This window comes from Photobacterium sp. GSS17, assembly GCF_028621875.1.
Classification (GTDB): domain Bacteria; phylum Pseudomonadota; class Gammaproteobacteria; order Enterobacterales; family Vibrionaceae; genus Photobacterium; species Photobacterium ganghwense.
This window is the reverse complement of the sequence record NZ_CP117518.1, coordinates 937,340-956,467: the sequence shown is the minus strand read 5'-3', so window position 1 is coordinate 956,467 and position 19,128 is coordinate 937,340. Positions and strand designations below refer to the sequence as shown.

The window sequence follows — 19,128 nt, the reverse complement described above, 5'->3', positions numbered from 1 at the left end:
GCAAGGAGCAAATATGGGCCTTCTTAACAGGCTTTCAATCAAACTGCGTATATTAACGCTGGTTATCCTGCCGATGGCATTCGCGGGGGTATTTACCGGAGAAGAAGTCACAAAATTGTTGGATAAGGTGAAATCACTGGGAATGTTGCAGTCCCGAATCGAACTGCTTGATGCTAATTCCGATTTTTCACAGGCTGTACATACCCTGAAAACAGACAAACTGGCCAATATCGGCAACCCGCATTTATCCATCCCTGCCTATGAATCGCTTTCTCGTTTCGAGTCGCAACTGGCCAGTGCATTTTCACTCACTACCTTACCGCAGGTACAGACTCAAACGTTAGAAATGAAAGAGCTGTTGGAAGAGTATGAGCGAGTTTCACCAGAAGAAGTGAATGACTGGTCAGACTGGGGTATTGATCTGGTGACGCAAAACCTGGTGCTGCTGGAAAAAAACAAACTGGCCATCGGTGAAGCGGCGATTGAACAAAAGGTCGATATTCTCTTCCAGTTACAATGGCTTCAACTTTGGGCACAGCAGGAAAACTGGTATATCCAGCTGATTCATCAAATACCGCAAAACGCTCCCGTTTATAAAGAACAACTTGATACCCTGATTGAACGACAGCAGTTGATCATCGAGCGCTACCTGACGATCAATGCCACGCCTGCGCAAATTGAATTGCTCAGCAATACCTTTGCCAATCCGGTGTTTGCGACCAGCCACAGTTATCGTAACCAGATTTTTGATGACAATCAGGTCACCGTCGGAATGACAGAAATGGTGAAAACGCTGAACGAGCGTTATGCCCTGATTCAGTATGTTGTTCACACACTCAGCAGTGAGTTGCACCGAAATATTGATGACTCCATTCAGTCAGCCCGCACCCTGATCTGGTTTTATATTGCCGGTATTGTGTTTTCATTGGTCGTGACCCTGATTCTGGGCATGAATCTGTTCCATCGTTTTGGTTCGTATTTAAACCGGATACTGAAATCAATGGCCAGTCTGGAAAAAACCGGTGGTCACGAAGCCAAAGTCGAGGCCGATGGCAATGATGAGCTGACGCAGTTTAGCCATAAACTGAACCGCCTGATTGATGAGAGAATCCAGAACCGGATCAACCTTATCCGAGCTAAAGAAGAGGCGGAAAAAGCCAACAAGGCGAAAAGCTCCTTCCTCGCGAATATGTCTCATGAAATCCGTACGCCGCTGAATGGTATCATTGGTATGTCGGGGATTCTGGCTGATACAGAACTGACTCCATCGCAGGTGGAGTATCTGCAAACCATTGAAACCTCCTCACAGACCTTGTTGCTGCTGATAAATGACATTCTGGATCTCTCGAAGATTGAGTCAGGGAATCTCGTGCTGGCACCCACGGAGTGTGACGTTCAGGAGGTCGCCTATGACACTATCACGATCATTCTTGCGCGCGCCGCGACACACGGACTTGAGCTGCAAATTAAACTTGACCCGGCTTTACCGGCTCTGGTCATGCTGGATGAATACCGGCTGCGTCAGGTACTGATCAATTTACTCTCTAATGCGGTGAAGTTTACTCACAGTGGTTCCATTACCCTTGAAATAACGAATGAGCGTGTGAATGAGAAACATGTCAGGCTGTCGTTCTCGGTCACGGATACAGGGATAGGTATCGAAAAAGATAAGCAACAGCAGATTTTCGCTCCTTTTACTCAGGAAGACGGGTCAATCACCCGCCAGTTTGGTGGCACCGGGCTGGGACTGGCAATCTGCCGCCAGCTGGTGGAGTTAATGGATGGCGAAATTCAGTTGCAGTCAGAGAAGGGAATCGGCAGCCGTTTCACGTTCAGTATCGAAGCACCTGTTTATCAGCAATTCCCTTCTGATATTGAGCCTCTGCGAGGTAATCATGTGCTGATCGTCGGTGATAGCTCTGATCACCGGGAATGGATTCACCATGAATGCCGCAAAAACGGCGTGCATGCTGAAGCCCTGACTGTGGAGCATTTTCTCGGCAAAGCGCAGCGCGTTGAAACGGACAGCTATGACTTAGTCATTTACTGCCAGAACTCGCTGACAGAATCAAAACTTCACCTGTCTGAGATACGTCAGTTGTTACCGGGATTGCCGGTGGTGCTGAGTTGCCGTCATCTGGATGATAAGTACGATTTTGGCAACAGCGTTGATGGGGTCATTACCTTGCCATTGCTTGGGCGACGTTTCGTCAGAACATTGAAGTCAGCGATTAGCTCGGGTAAAACAGAAGCCAGTACGCTGGGAAGTGACACCGTACATACCGAGGAAACCGAAAAAGTCCTGATCGTGGAAGATAACATCGTCAACCAGCGAGTGGCATCTGTTTTGCTGAAAAAAGCAGGATACCAATACGACATTGCCAGTAACGGGCAAGAAGCCGTCGAAGCGTTTAAGCTGGGATCACCTTACTATGCGGTGTTGATGGACTGCATGATGCCGATAATGGATGGCTTTTCAGCGACCCGAGAGATCCGCCGCTGGGAAAACGATCAGTCCGACAGCATTACCCGTACCCCAATCATTGCGCTGACAGCCAGTGTGCTGGACGAAGACATTACCAAATGCTTTGATGCCGGCATGGATGACTATGTTGCGAAGCCGTTCAAAAAAGAGGTTTTGCTGGAAAAGCTAAAAGGGTTGAGTTCTCTGGTTTAAGCGTGGGTCGGGGCACTGACAGCCGGATAGCCGACTCTCTGAACCAATATTATCTCTGAACCAAATATTATCTCTGCCCGGTTTTTGGCACTTTCGGCTTAACATTAACTGGTTAACCATTGGCTGATTAAGAATCGCCCTGAACGGAAGGGCTTTAGGGTGTTTCTTCTTTGCTGTTGTCTTTGCGGCTTTTAGTCAATTATTCGCTTTTAACTATTCGCTTTATTTTAAATAGTCCACACTTGAAGGGCGGCCTGTCGACGCTGCCAATTTGGCATCTGGCACTGCTTTTTCAACGGCGGTATGCGCGTTCAAGTCAGCGATTTTAAGTCCACGATTGAATGGTTACGTAAATGGGGCCCGTTATTGCGAGGTAACCATCTATGAGTATTTTACTTGAGCAAGCAAAACTATTTTTTGAAGCCTGTGAAACTGGTCAGGGGTGGGAGATATGCAGTGCTTATTGCCATCCCGATGCCACCTTCTCAGCCCAGGCCGATGCTTTGACTGAGATAGATACGCTGCAACAATACACCGAATGGACCAAAGGAATATTAACGCCTATACCTGATGGGCACTATGAATTACGTTTCTTTGCCGAAGACGAATCGCGAGACGCTGTAGCAGCTTACGCCGTGTTTCATGGCACAAACACCGGTTTGGGTGGCCCGGAGGTTCCTACCGGAAAAACTATCGCGGCAGATTACGTGTATGTGATGCAGTTTGAGAACAATCGAATTCGGCACATGACCAAAATCTGGAACGATACTATCAGCCTCAGACAGTTAAGCTGGGGATAACCGGTGAAACGAGGTAGGGCGTTAGGCAGGGAAGCCTGCAAATGCCTGTGGATGTCGTTGTCGGATACTGTTGTTAGGATGCTGTCGTATAAGCTGTTGAATCTGATTTTTGAACGGAATTTTACGCGTAACCCGTTCTGACTCTTGCTACTTTGAGTGATTTATCGCACACTTCGGGCGTTTTTTACTGTGACAATAGGTTTTTATTATGGCATCCACTGCAGCAGCTCTGCATATTCTGGTTAAACACAAAGAACAGGCCGACGATATTTTGATGCAACTCAAAAAAGGCGCTAAGTTTCAGACGCTTGCAAAAAAATATTCAACGTGTCCGTCAGGTAAGCGTGGCGGTGACCTCGGTGAATTTCGCCGCGGAGCGATGGTGCCGGCGTTTGATAAAGCGGTATTCAGCGGCAAGGTGCTGGAGCCAATTGGTCCGGTAAAAACAAAATTCGGATACCATATTATTAAGGTGCTTTACCGTACATAAGGGTAAAACCTGTATTGGCACTGTTCGAGACAGTGTCCGACAAGATGGCAGGGTATATTCGAACGGTTCCCCTGTATGCCTGCCATCACTAACATATCCTTATCCCATTCAATCTAGGCTCATTCAAGCAGGACACACTAAAGTCGGACACATTCAAATCTAATCCTTTCAAATATGCAGCATGCGAAACTAACTTCAGCTACGTTGAGCGCGAGTGCATATTAACGTTGCCAAACACTTTTCTGATGTCATTATTGTCTATAAAAACCCTTTGGAGTCTTTTTCATGTCGGATGTGATTCGTTATCAGATTCATCCAACTAAGGATCAGTTACAAGATGCCACCGCAATTCTCGCTACACAGCCTAATGCGAAGCATTTAGTGACTCCTATAAATTTGGCTAACGATTTTTGTGTGGTGGTTGCCATTGATGGCGAAAAAGTGGTGGGGGTTGCTACTATCAAAGCACTTAAGCAGGCAGATATTGGTGAAATTGGTCACCTTTACGTTCTTCCCACTTATTTAAGGCAAGGTATTGCGAAACAACTTACCCATTTACGCATCGAATATGCGCTGAAACATGGTTTGGCGTTACTTTATGCGGTGATTAAAGAAGGTAACGTAGCATCGACACAAAACCTTATTAAATTTGGTTTTCAACATTTTGGTTTATTTACCAATGTGAAAAAGACCGGGAAGAATTTCGACTGGTACTATCTGGTTCTGGAAAATTCTCTGGATGGTGAATCCGTAATGGCTACATTAACTCATCCTCGTCAACGCCTTCTATAAAGATGTTGTTAATATGGTATTTTGTCCCTCTAGTCGTTACGCCGAAATGTCAGTCTTAAGAAGCAAGGCGGCATTTTACGTTTAATTACTGTTGTTATCCTAATACAATAATGAGTCAGGGTGATTTTCTCTGACTCGTTTTTCCCAACCGCGTTAACATATTAGCTTAGTCGCGGTTCTCATTAGTCAATTTTTTATACTTCCTCTTATATCAAGTAATCTAAGGTTTCTGTAAAAAACACCGAAGCTATTCAATCAGAAGGCTCAAGTTAATATCGTTATAACTCAGCTATTACCTCATGCATAAATAGAGAGAACGTCTAAACTTCATAGCAAGGTAATATATTGGTTGAACAACAAATCAATGTTTTATTTTTTGAACGTCGGGTGAATTGGGTCAGGCGAAACACCTTCCAAAAGCATTCTTCATCGACTAACCACCGTGACCTGCCCCTAGTATCCTTGTTAGCTTTCAGCCTTATTTTGAAACTGCTTCAAACACCTCTGACCGTCACATAAGATTATCAAATAGCCGTCTTCAGATACCAACCAAAGATCAATATTCCGCTGGCTGATACCCAGCTACCTAACACGCGCACTGCAATCCGTGTCCATGCAGATTTCAGGGCAACCACACTCGCGCTGACTAATGTCATAAGTACAAATAAAGCGCCGATGGTGCCAATTAGTCCTGCTGCTGCCGGACCCGCTTGAAGGGCCTGACCGTTAAAAACACCATGTACAAACCCGACAAAAGCAATGACTATAACCAAATGGCGTTTGTGTATGACGACATCCGCTGCGACTAATACGCCCAGCAGTACAAAAGAAATGGCGGCAATGGGAAGGGAGGATGAGTCGATGGTCGTAGTCAGGCCAATGAGACCGCCAATACACCAAGCAACGGGGAATGCAAACATACCTAAACGGCTGGCCGATGCTCCTGATAGCCCGCAGTAGAGTGCTAATGTGATGACAGTGAGTAGGTCTTCAGGCGTGATGAATAAATGCGTAATGCCATCATAAACAGGGCCCAAACCCGTGTTCACAAGGTGAGCGTGTGCAAAGCAAGGCAGAAGCGCAAGTATCATTGCGACGCCGGCATTCCATCTTTTCAAGCGAGTGAAGCGTTTGAGAGTTACAGCAGAGCCTGCCACAAAAAGACGCCTCCCATCACCATGACAACGGAACCAGCACCCCGCAAAATCAGTTTTCCTGAATCAAAGCGATGTAACAGACCTAAACTGATACCCACACAGTGAAGTGTGCCAGTGCCAACCACAAAACCTATCGAATACAGCAGTCCATTTTGTCCCTCAGGTAATTCTGTGCCGTGTGCATAGCCATGAAAAAGGGCGAAAAATCCAACTAAGGCAACGATAAATTTCATGTTTGCTTTGGCTTCCATCAGTACCATGAAACCCAGCACGATAGCCGAAAGGGAGATACCAACTTCGACGCTGGGAAAAGGTAATCCGAGTAAGCCGATAAAACCGCCAAATGCCATCATCATAGGAAACGCAACGGGTAAAAGCCAAACGGCTGGTCGACCTAACTGAGCCCCCCAGATACCCACCGCAATCATGACTAAGATATGATCAAGGCCAGACCAAGGATGCCCAAAACCAGTGACGAATCCGGCTGCGGGGTTTCCTTGAACGTGGGCTTGGGCAATCGGTGATATCAACACACTTAATGCGATGCCTGATAGCAGTAGTTGACGGTGATACGCCTGCCTCATGTTTATAATCCTCCAGCCAGCATGACTGTTCTTTGAATCGTCCAGTAAGCGCCCAGGCTTCCGACGAGATAGCCGGGAATCCACGAAACCCATTCAGGCCAGCGAACGTTGAGCGTGTTAAATGCCCAGAGCATGGCAAGCGCCAAGCCGACAAAACCGATTTGACCGAGTTCGACGCCAATATTGAATGACAGGAGTGCCAGCGGAAGCTCTGCTTTCGGCATGCCAGTGGTGGTCAATCCGCTGGCAAAACCAAATCCGTGTAGTAGTCCAAATCCGAATGCCACTATCCATGGATAGTGAATTGTCCAGCTTGGTTGTCCTCGGCGTGCTTTTATGATTTCCGGGCCTAAAAACAGAATGGACAGAGCAATCGTGGCGTTCAACGGTGGCAGTGGTACGGACGCAAGTCCTAGTGTTGCCAGCCCAAGCGTGATGGAGTGAGCCAGCGTAAATGAGGTGATGGTTTTAAGTAATGCTAGTTTTGTTTTGACGATCAGCATTAAGCCAAGGACAAACAACAAATGATCTATTCCCAGCAATATGTGGTGCAATCCCAGCGCCACATATTCCGCGCCAGCCTGATGCCAGCTTCGCTCGCCTCTCAAGGTGACCGATGGGCGAGTGGGGCTGGCGATATAGGTAAACTCACTGCCGTCAGTGAATACAGTTCGTACCAAAACATCGGTGATGGTTTTTTCTAGTCTGGGAAAGCGTAAGGTCGCGCCGTTAAATTGTGTTTTATCGACGGCGACAATTTTTGTGGTGATGTGTGCATCTTTGCTGGCGAAGGTTGAGGCGGGTGCTATTTCCTCCCATGCATCTGGCAACTCCAGTTGAGCAGGATGAGGTTTGCCGTAATAAATCGGGGCTTTCCAGACGACCTGATAACGCTGTTCATCCAGCTGGGTGATATCCACAACACCGGGCTGGCTTTCATGGGCATTGGCGATGTTGCTGATGGTGATTAGCTGCAATATTAGGCCAAGCCATGTTGATGAACGGCAATATGGCTTCTTCATGGCGTCGCCTTTTGGCTGCCGCTGTTATCAATCTTTACTGTGTATTGCTGGCGCAAACGCTGATAATGGATATCCAGAAATTGCTGGCGACGCTCTGAAAGTACACCTCGCTCCACGGTGACTTTTACTTCTCTTAACTCTGGTATGTAACTCGGGATGCGATGCTCAACTTTGACTAGGTGATAGCCATATTGTGAGCGAATAGGGCCTGCCCATTTTCCCTGCTCCAAAGTATCTATTGAGTCTGCAAAAGCTTTTCCGAATTGGTTATGAATCGTTCTGATAGACATCAATGGATAATGGTTTGCCAGTAACGTTGAGTCGCCTAACTGCTCGATATTCGCTTGTGAATGGTGCTGGTTAAGCTGCTTTTTTAGCGACTGAATCTGTGTATCAAGTTCTTCTTGAGTATGTTGAGGGGAAAAATAAATTTGTGAGAAGGCGAGTTGACTGTCAATCACAAAGTCATCCGCATGGCGCTTCAGGTAGCTTTCTAACTCGCTTTGAGTGGGGGCTTTTCCGGCAGAAAGATCGATATAGAGCGACTCTAACTTCATGCGCAATCTGCGTTTAATATAGAGATCCTCGTTTTGCAGCCCTAAAGACAAGGCTTCTTGGTAAGTAATATCGTCTCTTATCTTTTCTTCAATTAACTGAGTGAGTTCTTGTTCACTGGGGGGACGCTGCCAAGTGTTGTGAAAGTTGTTGATGATATTTTCAATGTCGGCCCGGGTGACATTGATGATCTTCAGCTGTCCTTGTTCAGGTTCGTCGTTTATATAATCGAAAGCGACAAACAACAAGGCACCTATCAGTAAAAAATGAATCAGAGGTTCCCGAGTGAGTTTTTCCATAAACCGCCAAAAGTCAGATGAAATTACCCCTTCATTACGGTAAGAAATGAAGGGGTAAAGGTTATTGTTTAGACGGGGTATACCAAATTGGAGAGGTATACGCGCGCTCGGTTACTGTCATCGGTACCTCGTCTGAAAACTTCGCATCAGCAAAATATGCTTTGTCGTAAGCTGTCCAGCGTGGGGTGGGTATTTCGATAACACGAGCGTAATAGAACGCTTTTAAGCTCGGGTCAAAGTCGGGATCTTGCCATACGGTTATTAGTTCTGATGAGCCGATGGTGTTTGTCCACGTCGCGTTAGCCACATCCACGGTATTGCCAATCGATGGCAAGTTACCGTCTTTATCTAACTTACGGTCACCAGACCACACAACGTTGTAAACTTTTTCTTGTGGTTTTCCCTCTTTATCAAGCCAGCCTTTAATGATTTGAATACGGTCTAGGTTGCCGGAGAATGAGTCTTTCAGTGCCGCGACAAGGAAGCTCGGTGCTTTAGCGCCATTGTCCGGTGTGGTGAGGTCACCGCCCATCGGTACGCCTTTACCGTAACCGACCGCGCCGGGGTTGCGACTGAGGACATCTTCTGGCTTGAAGTCCCAACCGCCAAAGAATCGTACCAATATACGCGTACCGGTGGTGGCGTAGACCTCTTTCCGTTTCATCGCATCCCAAATTGACGCGCGGGTATTTTCTTCAGCCCATACCGCAGTCAGGCCGGATGCGCCTAACTGCCAGTCTTTCACCGTACGACCTTCAAAATCGAATGCGTTGCCAGTCGAACGTTCAGCGCTTGGTTCGCTCGCTGGGAACTTGCCAAAGAAATTGTTTTCTTCCGCTGAAGAAATGCCTGTGTGGTCATCGGTTGAACCAACCAAGCCAAATTTAAACGGGTTGGTGCCAAATTCTTCCTCAAGTTTTAGACCATTTTTTAACGCTTCACGTGCGTATTCCCGCTCAATCATGCCTGGCTCTTTTGGCACGACATTTAAGTTTCCTTTATCCCAGATTTCGAAATTGGCAAATTCATCGGCGGGTGCGAGAGAAGGGTGTTGCTCTGATGTCCCTTTGCTTTGCGTGACTTCGTACAACGGTTCCCATCGTGCACGCGCTTCGGCCCATTTTGCATCAATTGGCTTACCGTCTGGCGTTTCGGTGGAAAACATCAGGCCGTTCGACAAGTTACCATTGTGTGGCACGGCTAAAACCTGCCCACCGGTTTTCTCTTCGTACCCTTGCATCCAATCCCATAACTGGTTTGGGATCTCCGTATCAAACGTCGTAAGCGGTCGCACTTGGTCCGCTAGTGCCTTTCCATCTCTGTATACGATATTACGGTGCAAGTTATTCCCGCCACCATAATTGGATGTCCACTCGTAACCAATCAAAGCGGTAAAAGTACCTGGTTTATTGTGGCTTTCCACAATTTCCGTCATGTCTTTCCATGTGTCCATTTGTACTTTTGTATCTGTCATGGCTTCAGGTAATTTGCCTTGTCCTTGTAAAGTAATGATTTCCATCACCACTTTACTGGCATCCTCCCCTCCGGCCTGCATACCTTCATGCCAGCGTTTCAGGGTTGGATCAGTCATGAGTGAGCTTTTGCCCTCCAATACCGCGCTCATTACGCCCATTGCATCGGAATGGTCGGCAACCATCATCCAGTCATACGGTCTCGACAGCCTGACGGCCTGGCCGGTACTGGATGTGATTTCTTTGCCTTCCGCGTAACGAAGTGCTTCATCTGGTCCGACACGCGTACCCGCTGCAATCGCATCAGCAGACCAGGAAGTATGCAGATGTAACTCCCCCCAGAGAGGACGAGTCGAATAGGCTCGTCCGGCGTAAGGTGAATAACCTTTTTGTTGGAAAAAACGTGCAACTTGTTTCGAATCAATCGAGCCCGCATCGGTAGTGACACTTTCAGCATAAGAAGGAAGCGCCATGACAGTACAACAGGCGGCGACGACTGCACTTAACATATTGAGTTTCGGAATGGGGAAAGAGGTAGCTGTGGCGTAATGGTGTGTCATGCCTAGACTCCTGGAAACTGGCGGTATCAGGTGAGAACCTTCACTCGATTCAGACGATGAAGACTAGTTGCGATGCAAATATGCCCAAGTAAAAAGTGTATACGTAATATGTGGAAAAGCCATTTGGGCCGAAGTCAGTGGATGTCGTTCGTATCTATCTTTTTATAGGGGCTTTATGGGTTGGGCTTAATGGTATGGTCTTGATTGTATTAAACTCAATGACAACACATGGGGGTGAGCTGGTGTTAGGATGAGAGGGCAGGTACGATTGGTCAGAGGGTTGATCGCGACCTGCCATGCTCTGCTGTTTCCTCAGTATATTGTGTCGACACTTAACGGTTGATGAGCTCCATACGCATAATGTGCTGTGGTCCGGCGGGGCCGCCCAGGTAAAGTTCTTTGGTATCGTCAAAGCCTGCTTTGATGTAACAGCGGTGGGCAACCGGGTTCTGGCAGTTGACTGTTAAGTAAACCGCGTGATGATCTGGGTATATGTCCCGAAGATACGTCGGGAGTGCCGCCATGGCAGCCTGACCATAGCCTTTACCCTGCTGACGGGAATCGATCAGAAGCGCCCGTAATCCGAGTGAGGCCTGAGGGCAAAACGGATAGTTTTCCGGGTAGGCGGTATCAATTCGGAAGTAGCCAATGACTGTCTCCTCAAGCAGAATGACATGCCGGTGAAGGTGAGGGGGAGACTCGCTAATGAAACCTTCCGGCAGGAGGGTAAATCGCTCCTGACCATCTGCTATCTTTAGAGAAATGATCTGGCTGGTATGGTGCGGGGCGTAAGGTTCAATATGAATCACGATAAATCCCTTCTATTGTTTCGCGAATGTCCTTAAAAGCAGTAAAATACCAGTATTTTCATCACGTTTCGATTTTTCGTGGTGCTTGTTCGTGTAGTTTGAGAACCACCAATGAATTCCAGTCATCATTCCTTACTTGCCACACTCAATACGCTCGATGTGAAAGCGTTCAAAACTCACAGTCAGAAAATCCAGCCCGGAGATGTGTTTGTCTGTCGTCAGGGGCTGACCTGGGACAGTCATTTGTCTGCAACTGACGCTGTAAACCGTGGGGCGATTGCCGTTATTGCAAATCGTCAGCTGGACATTTCGGTACCCTGCCTTGTAAGCCCGAGCCACAGTACTAGTATCAGTTTGATCAACCAGTATTATCAGTACCCGCAGGATAAGCTGAAACATATCGGCGTAACAGGCACCAATGGAAAAACAACGGTGGCGTATTGTTTGAGCCAGCTACTGAACATTGATGGTATGTCAGCGTACACAGGTACGTTGGGCAGTGCCTTTGCCAATGTTTTTTACCCACTGGATAACACCACGCCCGATGCGATTACGTTGCTGAACCTGTTTCATGCGATGCAGCAAGCTGGGGTTACACACCATGTGATGGAAGTCAGTAGCCATGCGCTATCGCAGGATCGTGTAACACATATTGATTTTGATGCCGTTGTTATCACCAATATCGGTTCGGATCATCTGGATTATCACCGTAACCGAGAAGATTACATTCAGGCCAAGTTGCGCTTGATTGACCGATTAAAGCCGGGAGGTACGGCGGTCGTGAATCTGGATGATGAGCAAGTGGTGTCGGTGCTTGATCGGTGCCGAAGCAAATACGCCATGCTAACGTTCAGCCGTTATGACCCGGATGCTGACTTGTACGCACAGAACATTACGGCCACGAGAAAAGGCGCAACGTTTGTTCTGCATTATGGTGGGGAAACGTATCCTGTGGCGACGGTTTTGCCATTCGATTTCAACATTGAAAACACACTGGTGATGCTGGCGTTACTGGTTGCTTCCGGGCTGAATATGTCAGACGCGGTCAACCGACTGGGCGCACTGCAACCGGCACCGGGTCGCAGTGAAGTGTATACCTTAGCCAATGGCGCAACCGTCATTCTCGACTATGCCCATAACTACGACAGTTTGCTGAACTTATATCAGAACGTTCGGGGTGATTCGCCAGTCCCTGAGTTGCAAGTCACCGGTTCGTCAGCCCTCATGTCGCAGGAAAATGGCGCTGGCAGAGTGCTGACCGTCATTGGTGTGACAGGAGAGCGGCTGGAAGATGCGCCTGAGATAGGGCGGTTGTGTGCCGGAAAATCGGATCATGTCGTCTTTACGACCGATAATCCTCTGGGCGTGGATCAGTCGGATATGTTTAGTGCGTTGACCCGCGATCTGGACGCATCGCTGATGGCGAAAGCTGTAATAGTGCCTGATCGGGCACTGGCCATTGAGCAGGCCGTGAACCAGCTGATGCCTAATGACGTGCTGTTGCTGTGCGGGAAAGGCCATGAAGAGTATCAGTACATCAGCCTGAATAAGCATGATGCTGAACCTTATATGGGGGATCTGGCTGCGTTACGACGTGCGGCAATAGGAAGGGGATGGAGCGTGGATGATCTGGAAGCGAAAGACACTTTGGTTCATCTCGCCATTAAAAACTGAGGGGTTTATTTCGGTTCAGCAGGAAAAGCGGAAAACAGTTACAGCGATTGCAGCGAGCCAAAACTCAGAGAGTCCGCATTTCTGAAATAAAAGCGGCGTCAGAAAAAATAAAGCGCCAGTGGCGCTTTATTTTTATGAGAGGACGGTGTTTAACCTGTATCGAATAGCGGCAAGGCCGCTATCAGAAGTGCAGCTGAATAACCGATTCAGCCACACAGCCCGGACGACGAACGCCTTCAATTTCGACTGTCAGCTCCTGAACAATTTCCAGGCCACGTTTGATTGGCGTAACTGACTGAATACGGGTTGTTGCACGCACGCGGTTGCCGGACTTGACGGGGTAAGGGAAGCGTACCTTGTTAAAGCCCAGGTTAACGGTCATTTTAGCGGTCGGAAACTTCTGTTTGTTCGGGTCCACACTGTCAGTCAGGGCAGAAAGTAATGACAAAGTCAGAAAACCGTGTGCAATTGTGGTTTTGAATGGTGACTCCTGAGCAGCACGTTCAGGGTCGGTGTGAATCCACTGGTGATCTTCTGTAACGTCCGCAAATTTGTTGATGCGGTCTTGATCCACCATTAGCCATTCACCCGTGTGAAGTACTTCCCCCAGAGATGCCGTCAGTTCTTTGTACAACAGCTCCGCTTCCGGTTTCATGACAACAGGAGCCGGCGCAGGTTTTTCAGCTTCAGTCTTTTCAAAAGATGGCTTTTCAAAAACCGGCTTCTCAAGGGTTTCGACAGCATGAACAACATTGTCGTCATTTGACGCAGACGTTTTTCCGGAAATTAACGCGCCAAGCTGTGATTTATTTGTTTTATTCACAAAATCAAGCCAGTGCTCACGAAGTGAGGGTGACAGCAAATCTTTCAACTCAAATGAATGAGGAAAAATGCTTTCACGCTTCTGCTTGATAAAATCGGCAACTTTCATGATTCGAAACCTTTTAATACTTCTGTTCGCCACAAGAACAAGGCGATGTATTGTAACGTTAAATTAGAAGATGGGAAGTTAAAATGTGTTCCAGGTCTCAGTTTGGTTCTGGTCAGATGAGTTTAACTTAAATTAAAACAATTAGTTACACTGCATGTAAGAATAGTGCAAAAAATCTAATTGCGAATTTTTCTCACTGAGTGTTTGCACCAAAATTAATCAAAAAACAAATTTAAGCGAACAGTTGTACTCTGTGTTTGTTACTTTGAGCGTACACTTGTATTTTATTTTTCAGCTAACACTTGTTCGTGTATATAAATGGATTGAATTTATAAAATTACAAATGAACAGTATTTAAAATTTTTTTGGCACGAACAAAAATATAATAGTGGATAAAATGGTATTTTTCTTGGCTCAACACCAAATATTTTTGTTTGTGGGGTACGACTTTACATCGTCCTGACTTTCTGGCTGGCATACACAGCAACAGAGTTCAGCTCGCTTCTTGTTTTCCGTCTCTTCGATTCGGTTTGATCCAGCTTGTTTCTTCCTGTCTGTCGCACCCTTCCTTCTAGCCACTGTGCGATCGCCTGCTCCAAACGGCAGGCGTACTAGGACAGCACTTTGTTCTCAAAATCTCAATACAGAGAAGTAGGAAGTACTGCCACCAGAGCTACGCTTAAAATCTGACTCCATCTGGGTGTCTGACTAATACGATAAGTGAGCTTTAGGCTAGGTACATACATTTATGAACAGTTGTAGGACGCTGGTACTTGCCACTTGTCTGGTGGCCTCCGGCTCTGTGTTCTCTGCCCAGTTTGACGACATTGCCGTTAAGCTCGATCAATATGTAAAAAAAGAAGTAAAGCAAGGTCTTCCGGGTGCCGCTCTGGCTGTCGTGATTAACGGTGACATCAGATTGTTACGGGGCTATGGCGTCGTCAAAAACGGTTCGAATAAAAAGGTTAACTCAGCCACTGTATTCCCGCTGGCTTCTATATCTAAGACATTCGCTTCAGCGGCGGTGTCGATTCTGGTCGAACGTGGTTTGCTGGAATGGGATACCCATGTCGTGCCATACCTCGAAAACATTACCTTCAGTGACGCTGATCTGGGTAAAGAAGTGACTCTACGCCATGTCTTGTCACAATCGACAGGGTTGGTCGCGCAGGCCTATTCTGATTTGCTGGAAGACAATGTGTCTTATCCTAAAATTCTTCAGATTCTTAACAGGGTAAAATTCGTCTGCGAACCGGGTAACTGTTACAGCTATCAGAATGTAGTTTATAACTTATCGGCAGACATGCTGGCCTTGGCCGCCGGAGTGGATTACCCGACGTTTGTTAAAGAGCAGGTCTTTATTCCGCTCAGGATGGACAATGCCTCCTTTGGCATGGAGGGCTACAAACAGGCCGATAATCGGGCTTCGCCACATGTTAAGGTGAAGTCGGGCTGTGGGGCTGTGCAGCCCACTCCGTTCTACTATCGGGTGCCTGCCGCTGCCGGAATTAATGCAAGTGCGCAGGATCTCGCGAAATGGATGCTGGCTCAGATGGGGCAGCAGCCGACAGTATTAGAGCCGTCTCTGCTGGAGATTATGCATAAGCCACATGTCAGGGCGAATCAATACCGTTATCGCGCCAGAATGAGCAATGTGACCTACGGGTTAGGATGGCGACTGTTTGATTACCGTGGGCTGACTGGTTTTGTGCACCATGGAGGATGGGTGAAAGGGTTTCGTACGGAAATGGTTTTTAACCGCAATACCCAGACCGGAATGGTGTTTCTGGCAAATTGTGAAAACAACCGGGTGGCGAGAGATATCGTATTGTTTTTCCTGCAACTTTACCAAGAAAGATACGGCGTACAATTGGCTGGTGCGGACACAAAAAAATAGTGTACTTTTACCCGGTTCACCGCTTGTATTCCTGTGTCAGCAGCGCTATGCTCACTCACGAAAAACAGGGGAGCTGGCGTGAAACTGAACCGTTACTTCCTTGTGTTTCTTGCTTGTATAGACACATGACTGGTTATTTAACTATTCCATCCCATTGAGGTGAAATATGGCGAAACATCGTAAAGCAAAATCATCGGTAAAAGACACCGAGATTGGTCATGAACTTCGTGTCAATGACACTGAATTCGGCCGTGGTACCATCCGTGATAACGCGTTGAAGGCAGTGGTTACCAGCCAGCTGTTCCGCTCTCGCGTTGAAAAAGCGAAAAAAGGAAAAGGCAGCTTCAACCGCAAAGCAAAACATGCGGGACGAGAGTCCTATCCAATGGCTGCGTAATTCGCGGTGATTGAATAGGGCTCTTGGAAAGGCTATTTCCGTTGTCTCAATTTGTGTGGTGGCGTTTCTTTACCGGTTAAGCCGATGGCTCTGGTAAACAAAGCCCTCAGGTAAATAAGGCTCAGACATCAGTCTGAGCCTTATTTGTATCTGGTGTATCTGGCGGGTAGTGATGACGCCAAGCGACAGTCTACTGCTTGCTATGAAAAATTGAGTGTCTGCTAGTGCAGCCGGAACCGTGCGATTAATTCACACTGATTGCTGACATTGATGTTCTCAACCTGTCTGGCGACAATTGGGTTCGGATGGCGTTTCAGAAATTCAATCAGCGCGCTTTTACAACAGCCCAACGAGGCGATAAAACTTTCACAGTTGCGTCGTGGACATTGCGGAACCATTGCCATGACCTGCTCTGAGGCAAGCTGAAGATACTTCAGCTCAAATTCATCATCGCCCTGATTGCGCCAGAAGTTAGCCAGATTATGGCAGGACATCACTTTAATGGTGAGCAATTCTTCCAGTTCATCCCGGGTGCCTTTCATCGGCGTAAGCTGTTGAGACTCCGCCAGCGCAAGCTGATAATGGACGACCGCGATAGAAGGATTGTCTTCCCGCTCAGAATGAAGTGCGCGTAGTGTCAGTTGTTCCCAGCGTGATACGTCCATGATGTCCTTTCCTCAATAAACCTTTTAGCCCAAGAGCCTCTTAACCCAAGAGTTTCTCTTTAGTGCCTCTCGACCTTGGGTATTTCAAACTAAACAGATTGCAGCGCGTCAAGGTAATGTTGTTGTACCTGATCCCAGTCAACAACCTGCCACCAGGCGTCAATGTAGTCAGGGCGTTTGTTCTGGTAGTTCAGGTAGTAGGCGTGTTCCCAGACATCCAGTGCAAGGATAGGGGTTCCCTGTACCTCGGCAATGTTCATCAACGGGTTATCCTGGTTGCTGGTGGAAGAAATTTCCAGACGACCGCCCACTACGGACAACCAGATAAAGCCGGAACCAAAGTGTGTGGCAGCCAGTGTGGAAAACGCCTCTTTGAAATCCTCGAAACTGCCAAAATGACAATGTAGGGCTTCTGCCAGCAAACCGCCCGGCTGGCCACCACCATGGGGAGACATACAGGCCCAATACAGGTTGTGGTTATAGTAACCCCCGCCGTGATTCCGGATGGCTGGTGCAAGGGAAGACACATTGGCAAACATGGATTCCAGTGTCATATCTTCCAGTTCTGTACCGGCGATCGCCTCCATGAATTTCGTGAAATAGGTACGGTGATGACGGTCATAGTGGATTTCCATGGTCTTTGCATCGATGTACGGTTCCAGAGCATCATAGCGATAAGGTAGCGGGGTAAATTGATATGTCATGATCGTACTCTCTTGGTTTATTATTCCCACATGTTAATGAGAATTAATATCATTATCAACCATGTTTTTTGTACGATAATTCGATGATGAGACTAGAAGCCAACTCCAATGAAAAGGAGAGGAATGAAAAACAAAAAAAGCAGCAATCAGATTGCTGCTTTTTATGATTTTTACCTGTCTTTTTATATTTTTTACCTATATAGACAGACGGCTAGCCTGAGGGCTGCGAATTACTGAACGACTTCGCCGCTTTCAATCACAGTTTTACGTACGGTATCTGCAAACTTAAGTGCTTCATCGCGAATCGCTTTTTCATCTGCTGTCAGCAACTGGCGATCCTGCATCAGTACTTTCCCGTCAACGATGGTGTGTTTAACATTCGTCGCGTAGGCGGAATACACCAGTGCAGAATACGGGTTGTAAACCGGCACCATGTTCGGTGCTTTGGTGTCCACCACAATGATGTCAGCCAGTTTGCCTGGCTCCAGAGAGCCAATCTTGTCTTCCATGTGCAGTGCACGTGCTGCGCCTATGGTTGCCATCTCAATGACTTTTACCGGCGGCATGGCTGCCCGATCTTTGTTTACCAGCTTGTGGACTTTTGCCACTTGGTTAAATTCGTCAATGGTGCTGATTGTATTTCCGGACATTGGCCCATCCGTCCCCAGACCAATACGCAGTCCATCATCAAACATCTTCAGTGCTGGTGAAACACCTTTGGCAGATTTAATATTGGCACTCATATTGTGAGCCACGCCAACATCATGCTGTTTAAGCAGAGCAATATCGCTGTCGCTGACGTTGATAACATGCGCACCCACCAGGTTAGGTGTCAGTGCGCCAATGTCAGCCATGTACTCAACCGGTGATTTGCCGCCGCTGCGCTCTGCAATCACCTGATTTTCACGCTCAGACTCTGCCAGGTGGATCAGCACTGGCACGTCATATTTTTTCGACAGCTCAGTGATTTTCTTCAGCGTTTCTGTGGTGTTAGTGTAGGGTGCGTGAGGAGCAAACGCCGGTGTAATACGCGGGTGATCTTTGTAGGACTCAATAAAATTGACCGCGTACTGAATGCCTTCATCTGCATTGGCGGCATCAGCAACCGGGAATTTAATCACCGTTTCACCGAGAACTGCCCGCATGCCAATCTTGTCGACAGTCTTGGCAACCTCATCCTCGAAATAGTACATGTCGGCGTAAGTGGTGACACCACCTTTGACCATTTCCACGTTGCCTAATTGAGCACCGATTCGCACCATATCACGTGACACCAGTTTGCTTTCCAGCGGGAAAATATAACGGTGCAGGCGATCTGGCACATCATCCGCCATTGAACGGAAAACGGTCATTGATACATGGGTGTGAGTATTGATCAGGCCGGGCATGACAATATCGCCATCGGCATCAATCGTTTGGCTGGCTTCATACTCTTTGAGATCACTACCGTCGGTAACGGCTACGATCTTATTGTCTTTTACGGCAACCAGACCATGTTCAAAGACGTTCTTCTTCTGATCCATGGTAAGTACCGTGGCGTTTTTAATCAGAAGATCGACTTGTTCGACGGCGAAAGCAGAGGCACTAGACAGGGATGTCGCGGCGAGAGAAACAGCAAGCAGGGTTTTCTTGAACATGAATGA

General features: G+C 47.4%; 16 protein-coding genes and 1 pseudogene. 7 read left to right on the top strand and 10 right to left on the bottom strand.

Translation table 11 applies throughout. The features are described from left to right. The first annotated feature begins 13 nt into the window (after positions 1-13). From PGW97_RS20790 to PGW97_RS20775, 4 genes are all read left to right on the top strand, one after another. Positions 14-2,677: a hybrid sensor histidine kinase/response regulator gene (locus PGW97_RS20790; RefSeq protein WP_273859690.1), complete on the top strand. Its 2,664-nt coding sequence runs from the start codon at positions 14-16 to the stop codon at positions 2,675-2,677. A gap of 383 nt (positions 2,678-3,060) precedes the next feature. Then, positions 3,061-3,477 carry an ester cyclase gene (locus tag PGW97_RS20785; RefSeq protein ID WP_273859689.1) on the top strand — a complete coding sequence of 139 codons (417 nt, stop codon included), beginning with the start codon at positions 3,061-3,063 and terminating at the stop codon, positions 3,475-3,477. Between the two features lie 208 nt (positions 3,478-3,685). Beyond that, the gene (gene ppiC, locus PGW97_RS20780) at positions 3,686-3,967 is read left to right on the top strand and encodes a peptidylprolyl isomerase PpiC (protein WP_047885830.1); all 282 of its coding nucleotides are present in this window, start codon (positions 3,686-3,688) and stop codon (positions 3,965-3,967) included. 285 nt (positions 3,968-4,252) lie between these two features. Next, positions 4,253-4,759 carry a GNAT family N-acetyltransferase gene (locus tag PGW97_RS20775; RefSeq protein ID WP_047885829.1) on the top strand — a complete coding sequence of 169 codons (507 nt, stop codon included), beginning with the start codon at positions 4,253-4,255 and terminating at the stop codon, positions 4,757-4,759. 524 nt (positions 4,760-5,283) lie between these two features. Here PGW97_RS20775 and PGW97_RS20770 read toward each other — a convergent pair. The 6 genes from PGW97_RS20770 to PGW97_RS20745 all read right to left on the bottom strand — a co-directional run bounded on the left by PGW97_RS20770 (position 5,284) and on the right by PGW97_RS20745 (position 11,217). Next, on the bottom strand, positions 5,284-5,916 hold the full coding sequence (locus PGW97_RS20770; protein ID WP_273859688.1) for a HupE/UreJ family protein: 633 nt from the start codon (positions 5,914-5,916) through the stop codon (positions 5,284-5,286). Continuing rightward, positions 5,898-6,449: a HupE/UreJ family protein gene (locus tag PGW97_RS20765; protein ID WP_273859687.1), complete on the bottom strand. Its 552-nt coding sequence runs from the start codon at positions 6,447-6,449 to the stop codon at positions 5,898-5,900. Before PGW97_RS20765 ends, PGW97_RS20770 begins: the two co-directional genes overlap by 19 nt. A 53-nt stretch (positions 6,450-6,502) precedes the next feature. Then, positions 6,503-7,522 carry a HupE/UreJ family protein gene (locus PGW97_RS20760; RefSeq protein WP_273859686.1) on the bottom strand — a complete coding sequence of 340 codons (1,020 nt, stop codon included), beginning with the start codon at positions 7,520-7,522 and terminating at the stop codon, positions 6,503-6,505. Then, positions 7,519-8,376 (bottom strand): peptidylprolyl isomerase, encoded by an 858-nt coding sequence (locus tag PGW97_RS20755; protein WP_273859685.1) that lies wholly within the window; start codon positions 8,374-8,376, stop codon positions 7,519-7,521. The genes PGW97_RS20760 and PGW97_RS20755 overlap by 4 nt, the downstream gene beginning before the upstream one ends. Positions 8,377-8,437: 61 nt before the next feature. Continuing rightward, positions 8,438-10,408, bottom strand: coding sequence for a DUF3604 domain-containing protein (locus PGW97_RS20750; protein WP_273859684.1), 1,971 nt, complete (start codon positions 10,406-10,408; stop codon positions 8,438-8,440). Between the two features lie 332 nt (positions 10,409-10,740). Then, positions 10,741-11,217, bottom strand: a complete 477-nt coding sequence (locus PGW97_RS20745; RefSeq protein WP_217393843.1) for a GNAT family N-acetyltransferase — start codon at positions 11,215-11,217, stop codon at positions 10,741-10,743. A gap of 111 nt (positions 11,218-11,328) precedes the next feature. On the opposite strand from PGW97_RS20745, the gene PGW97_RS20740 reads away from it, so the two are divergent. Next, the gene (locus tag PGW97_RS20740; protein WP_273859683.1) at positions 11,329-12,891 is read left to right on the top strand and encodes a Mur ligase family protein; all 1,563 of its coding nucleotides are present in this window, start codon (positions 11,329-11,331) and stop codon (positions 12,889-12,891) included. 181 nt (positions 12,892-13,072) lie between these two features. Here the strand turns inward: PGW97_RS20740 and PGW97_RS20735 are convergent, their stop codons facing one another. Further along, positions 13,073-13,822 (bottom strand): MaoC family dehydratase, encoded by a 750-nt coding sequence (locus PGW97_RS20735; RefSeq protein ID WP_273859682.1) that lies wholly within the window; start codon positions 13,820-13,822, stop codon positions 13,073-13,075. 748 nt (positions 13,823-14,570) lie between these two features. Here PGW97_RS20735 and PGW97_RS20730 point away from each other — a divergent pair. Both PGW97_RS20730 and PGW97_RS20725 read left to right on the top strand, forming a co-directional pair. Beyond that, positions 14,571-15,719 carry a serine hydrolase domain-containing protein gene (locus tag PGW97_RS20730; RefSeq protein ID WP_047885822.1) on the top strand — a complete coding sequence of 383 codons (1,149 nt, stop codon included), beginning with the start codon at positions 14,571-14,573 and terminating at the stop codon, positions 15,717-15,719. Between the two features lie 211 nt (positions 15,720-15,930). Beyond that, a pseudogene (locus PGW97_RS20725) lies at positions 15,931-16,101 on the top strand (alternative ribosome-rescue factor A); the annotation flags it as partial. 236 nt (positions 16,102-16,337) lie between these two features. Here the strand turns inward: PGW97_RS20725 and PGW97_RS20720 are convergent. The 3 genes from PGW97_RS20720 to PGW97_RS20710 form a co-directional block, all read right to left on the bottom strand. Beyond that, positions 16,338-16,781: a DUF2753 family protein gene (locus PGW97_RS20720; RefSeq protein WP_047885820.1), complete on the bottom strand. Its 444-nt coding sequence runs from the start codon at positions 16,779-16,781 to the stop codon at positions 16,338-16,340. An 89-nt stretch (positions 16,782-16,870) separates the two neighbouring features. Beyond that, complete coding sequence (locus PGW97_RS20715; RefSeq protein ID WP_047885819.1) at positions 16,871-17,485, bottom strand: superoxide dismutase; 615 nt, start codon at positions 17,483-17,485, stop codon at positions 16,871-16,873. Between the two features lie 230 nt (positions 17,486-17,715). After that, positions 17,716-19,122 (bottom strand): amidohydrolase, encoded by a 1,407-nt coding sequence (locus tag PGW97_RS20710; RefSeq protein ID WP_047885818.1) that lies wholly within the window; start codon positions 19,120-19,122, stop codon positions 17,716-17,718. Between the last annotated feature and the right edge of the window lie 6 nt (positions 19,123-19,128).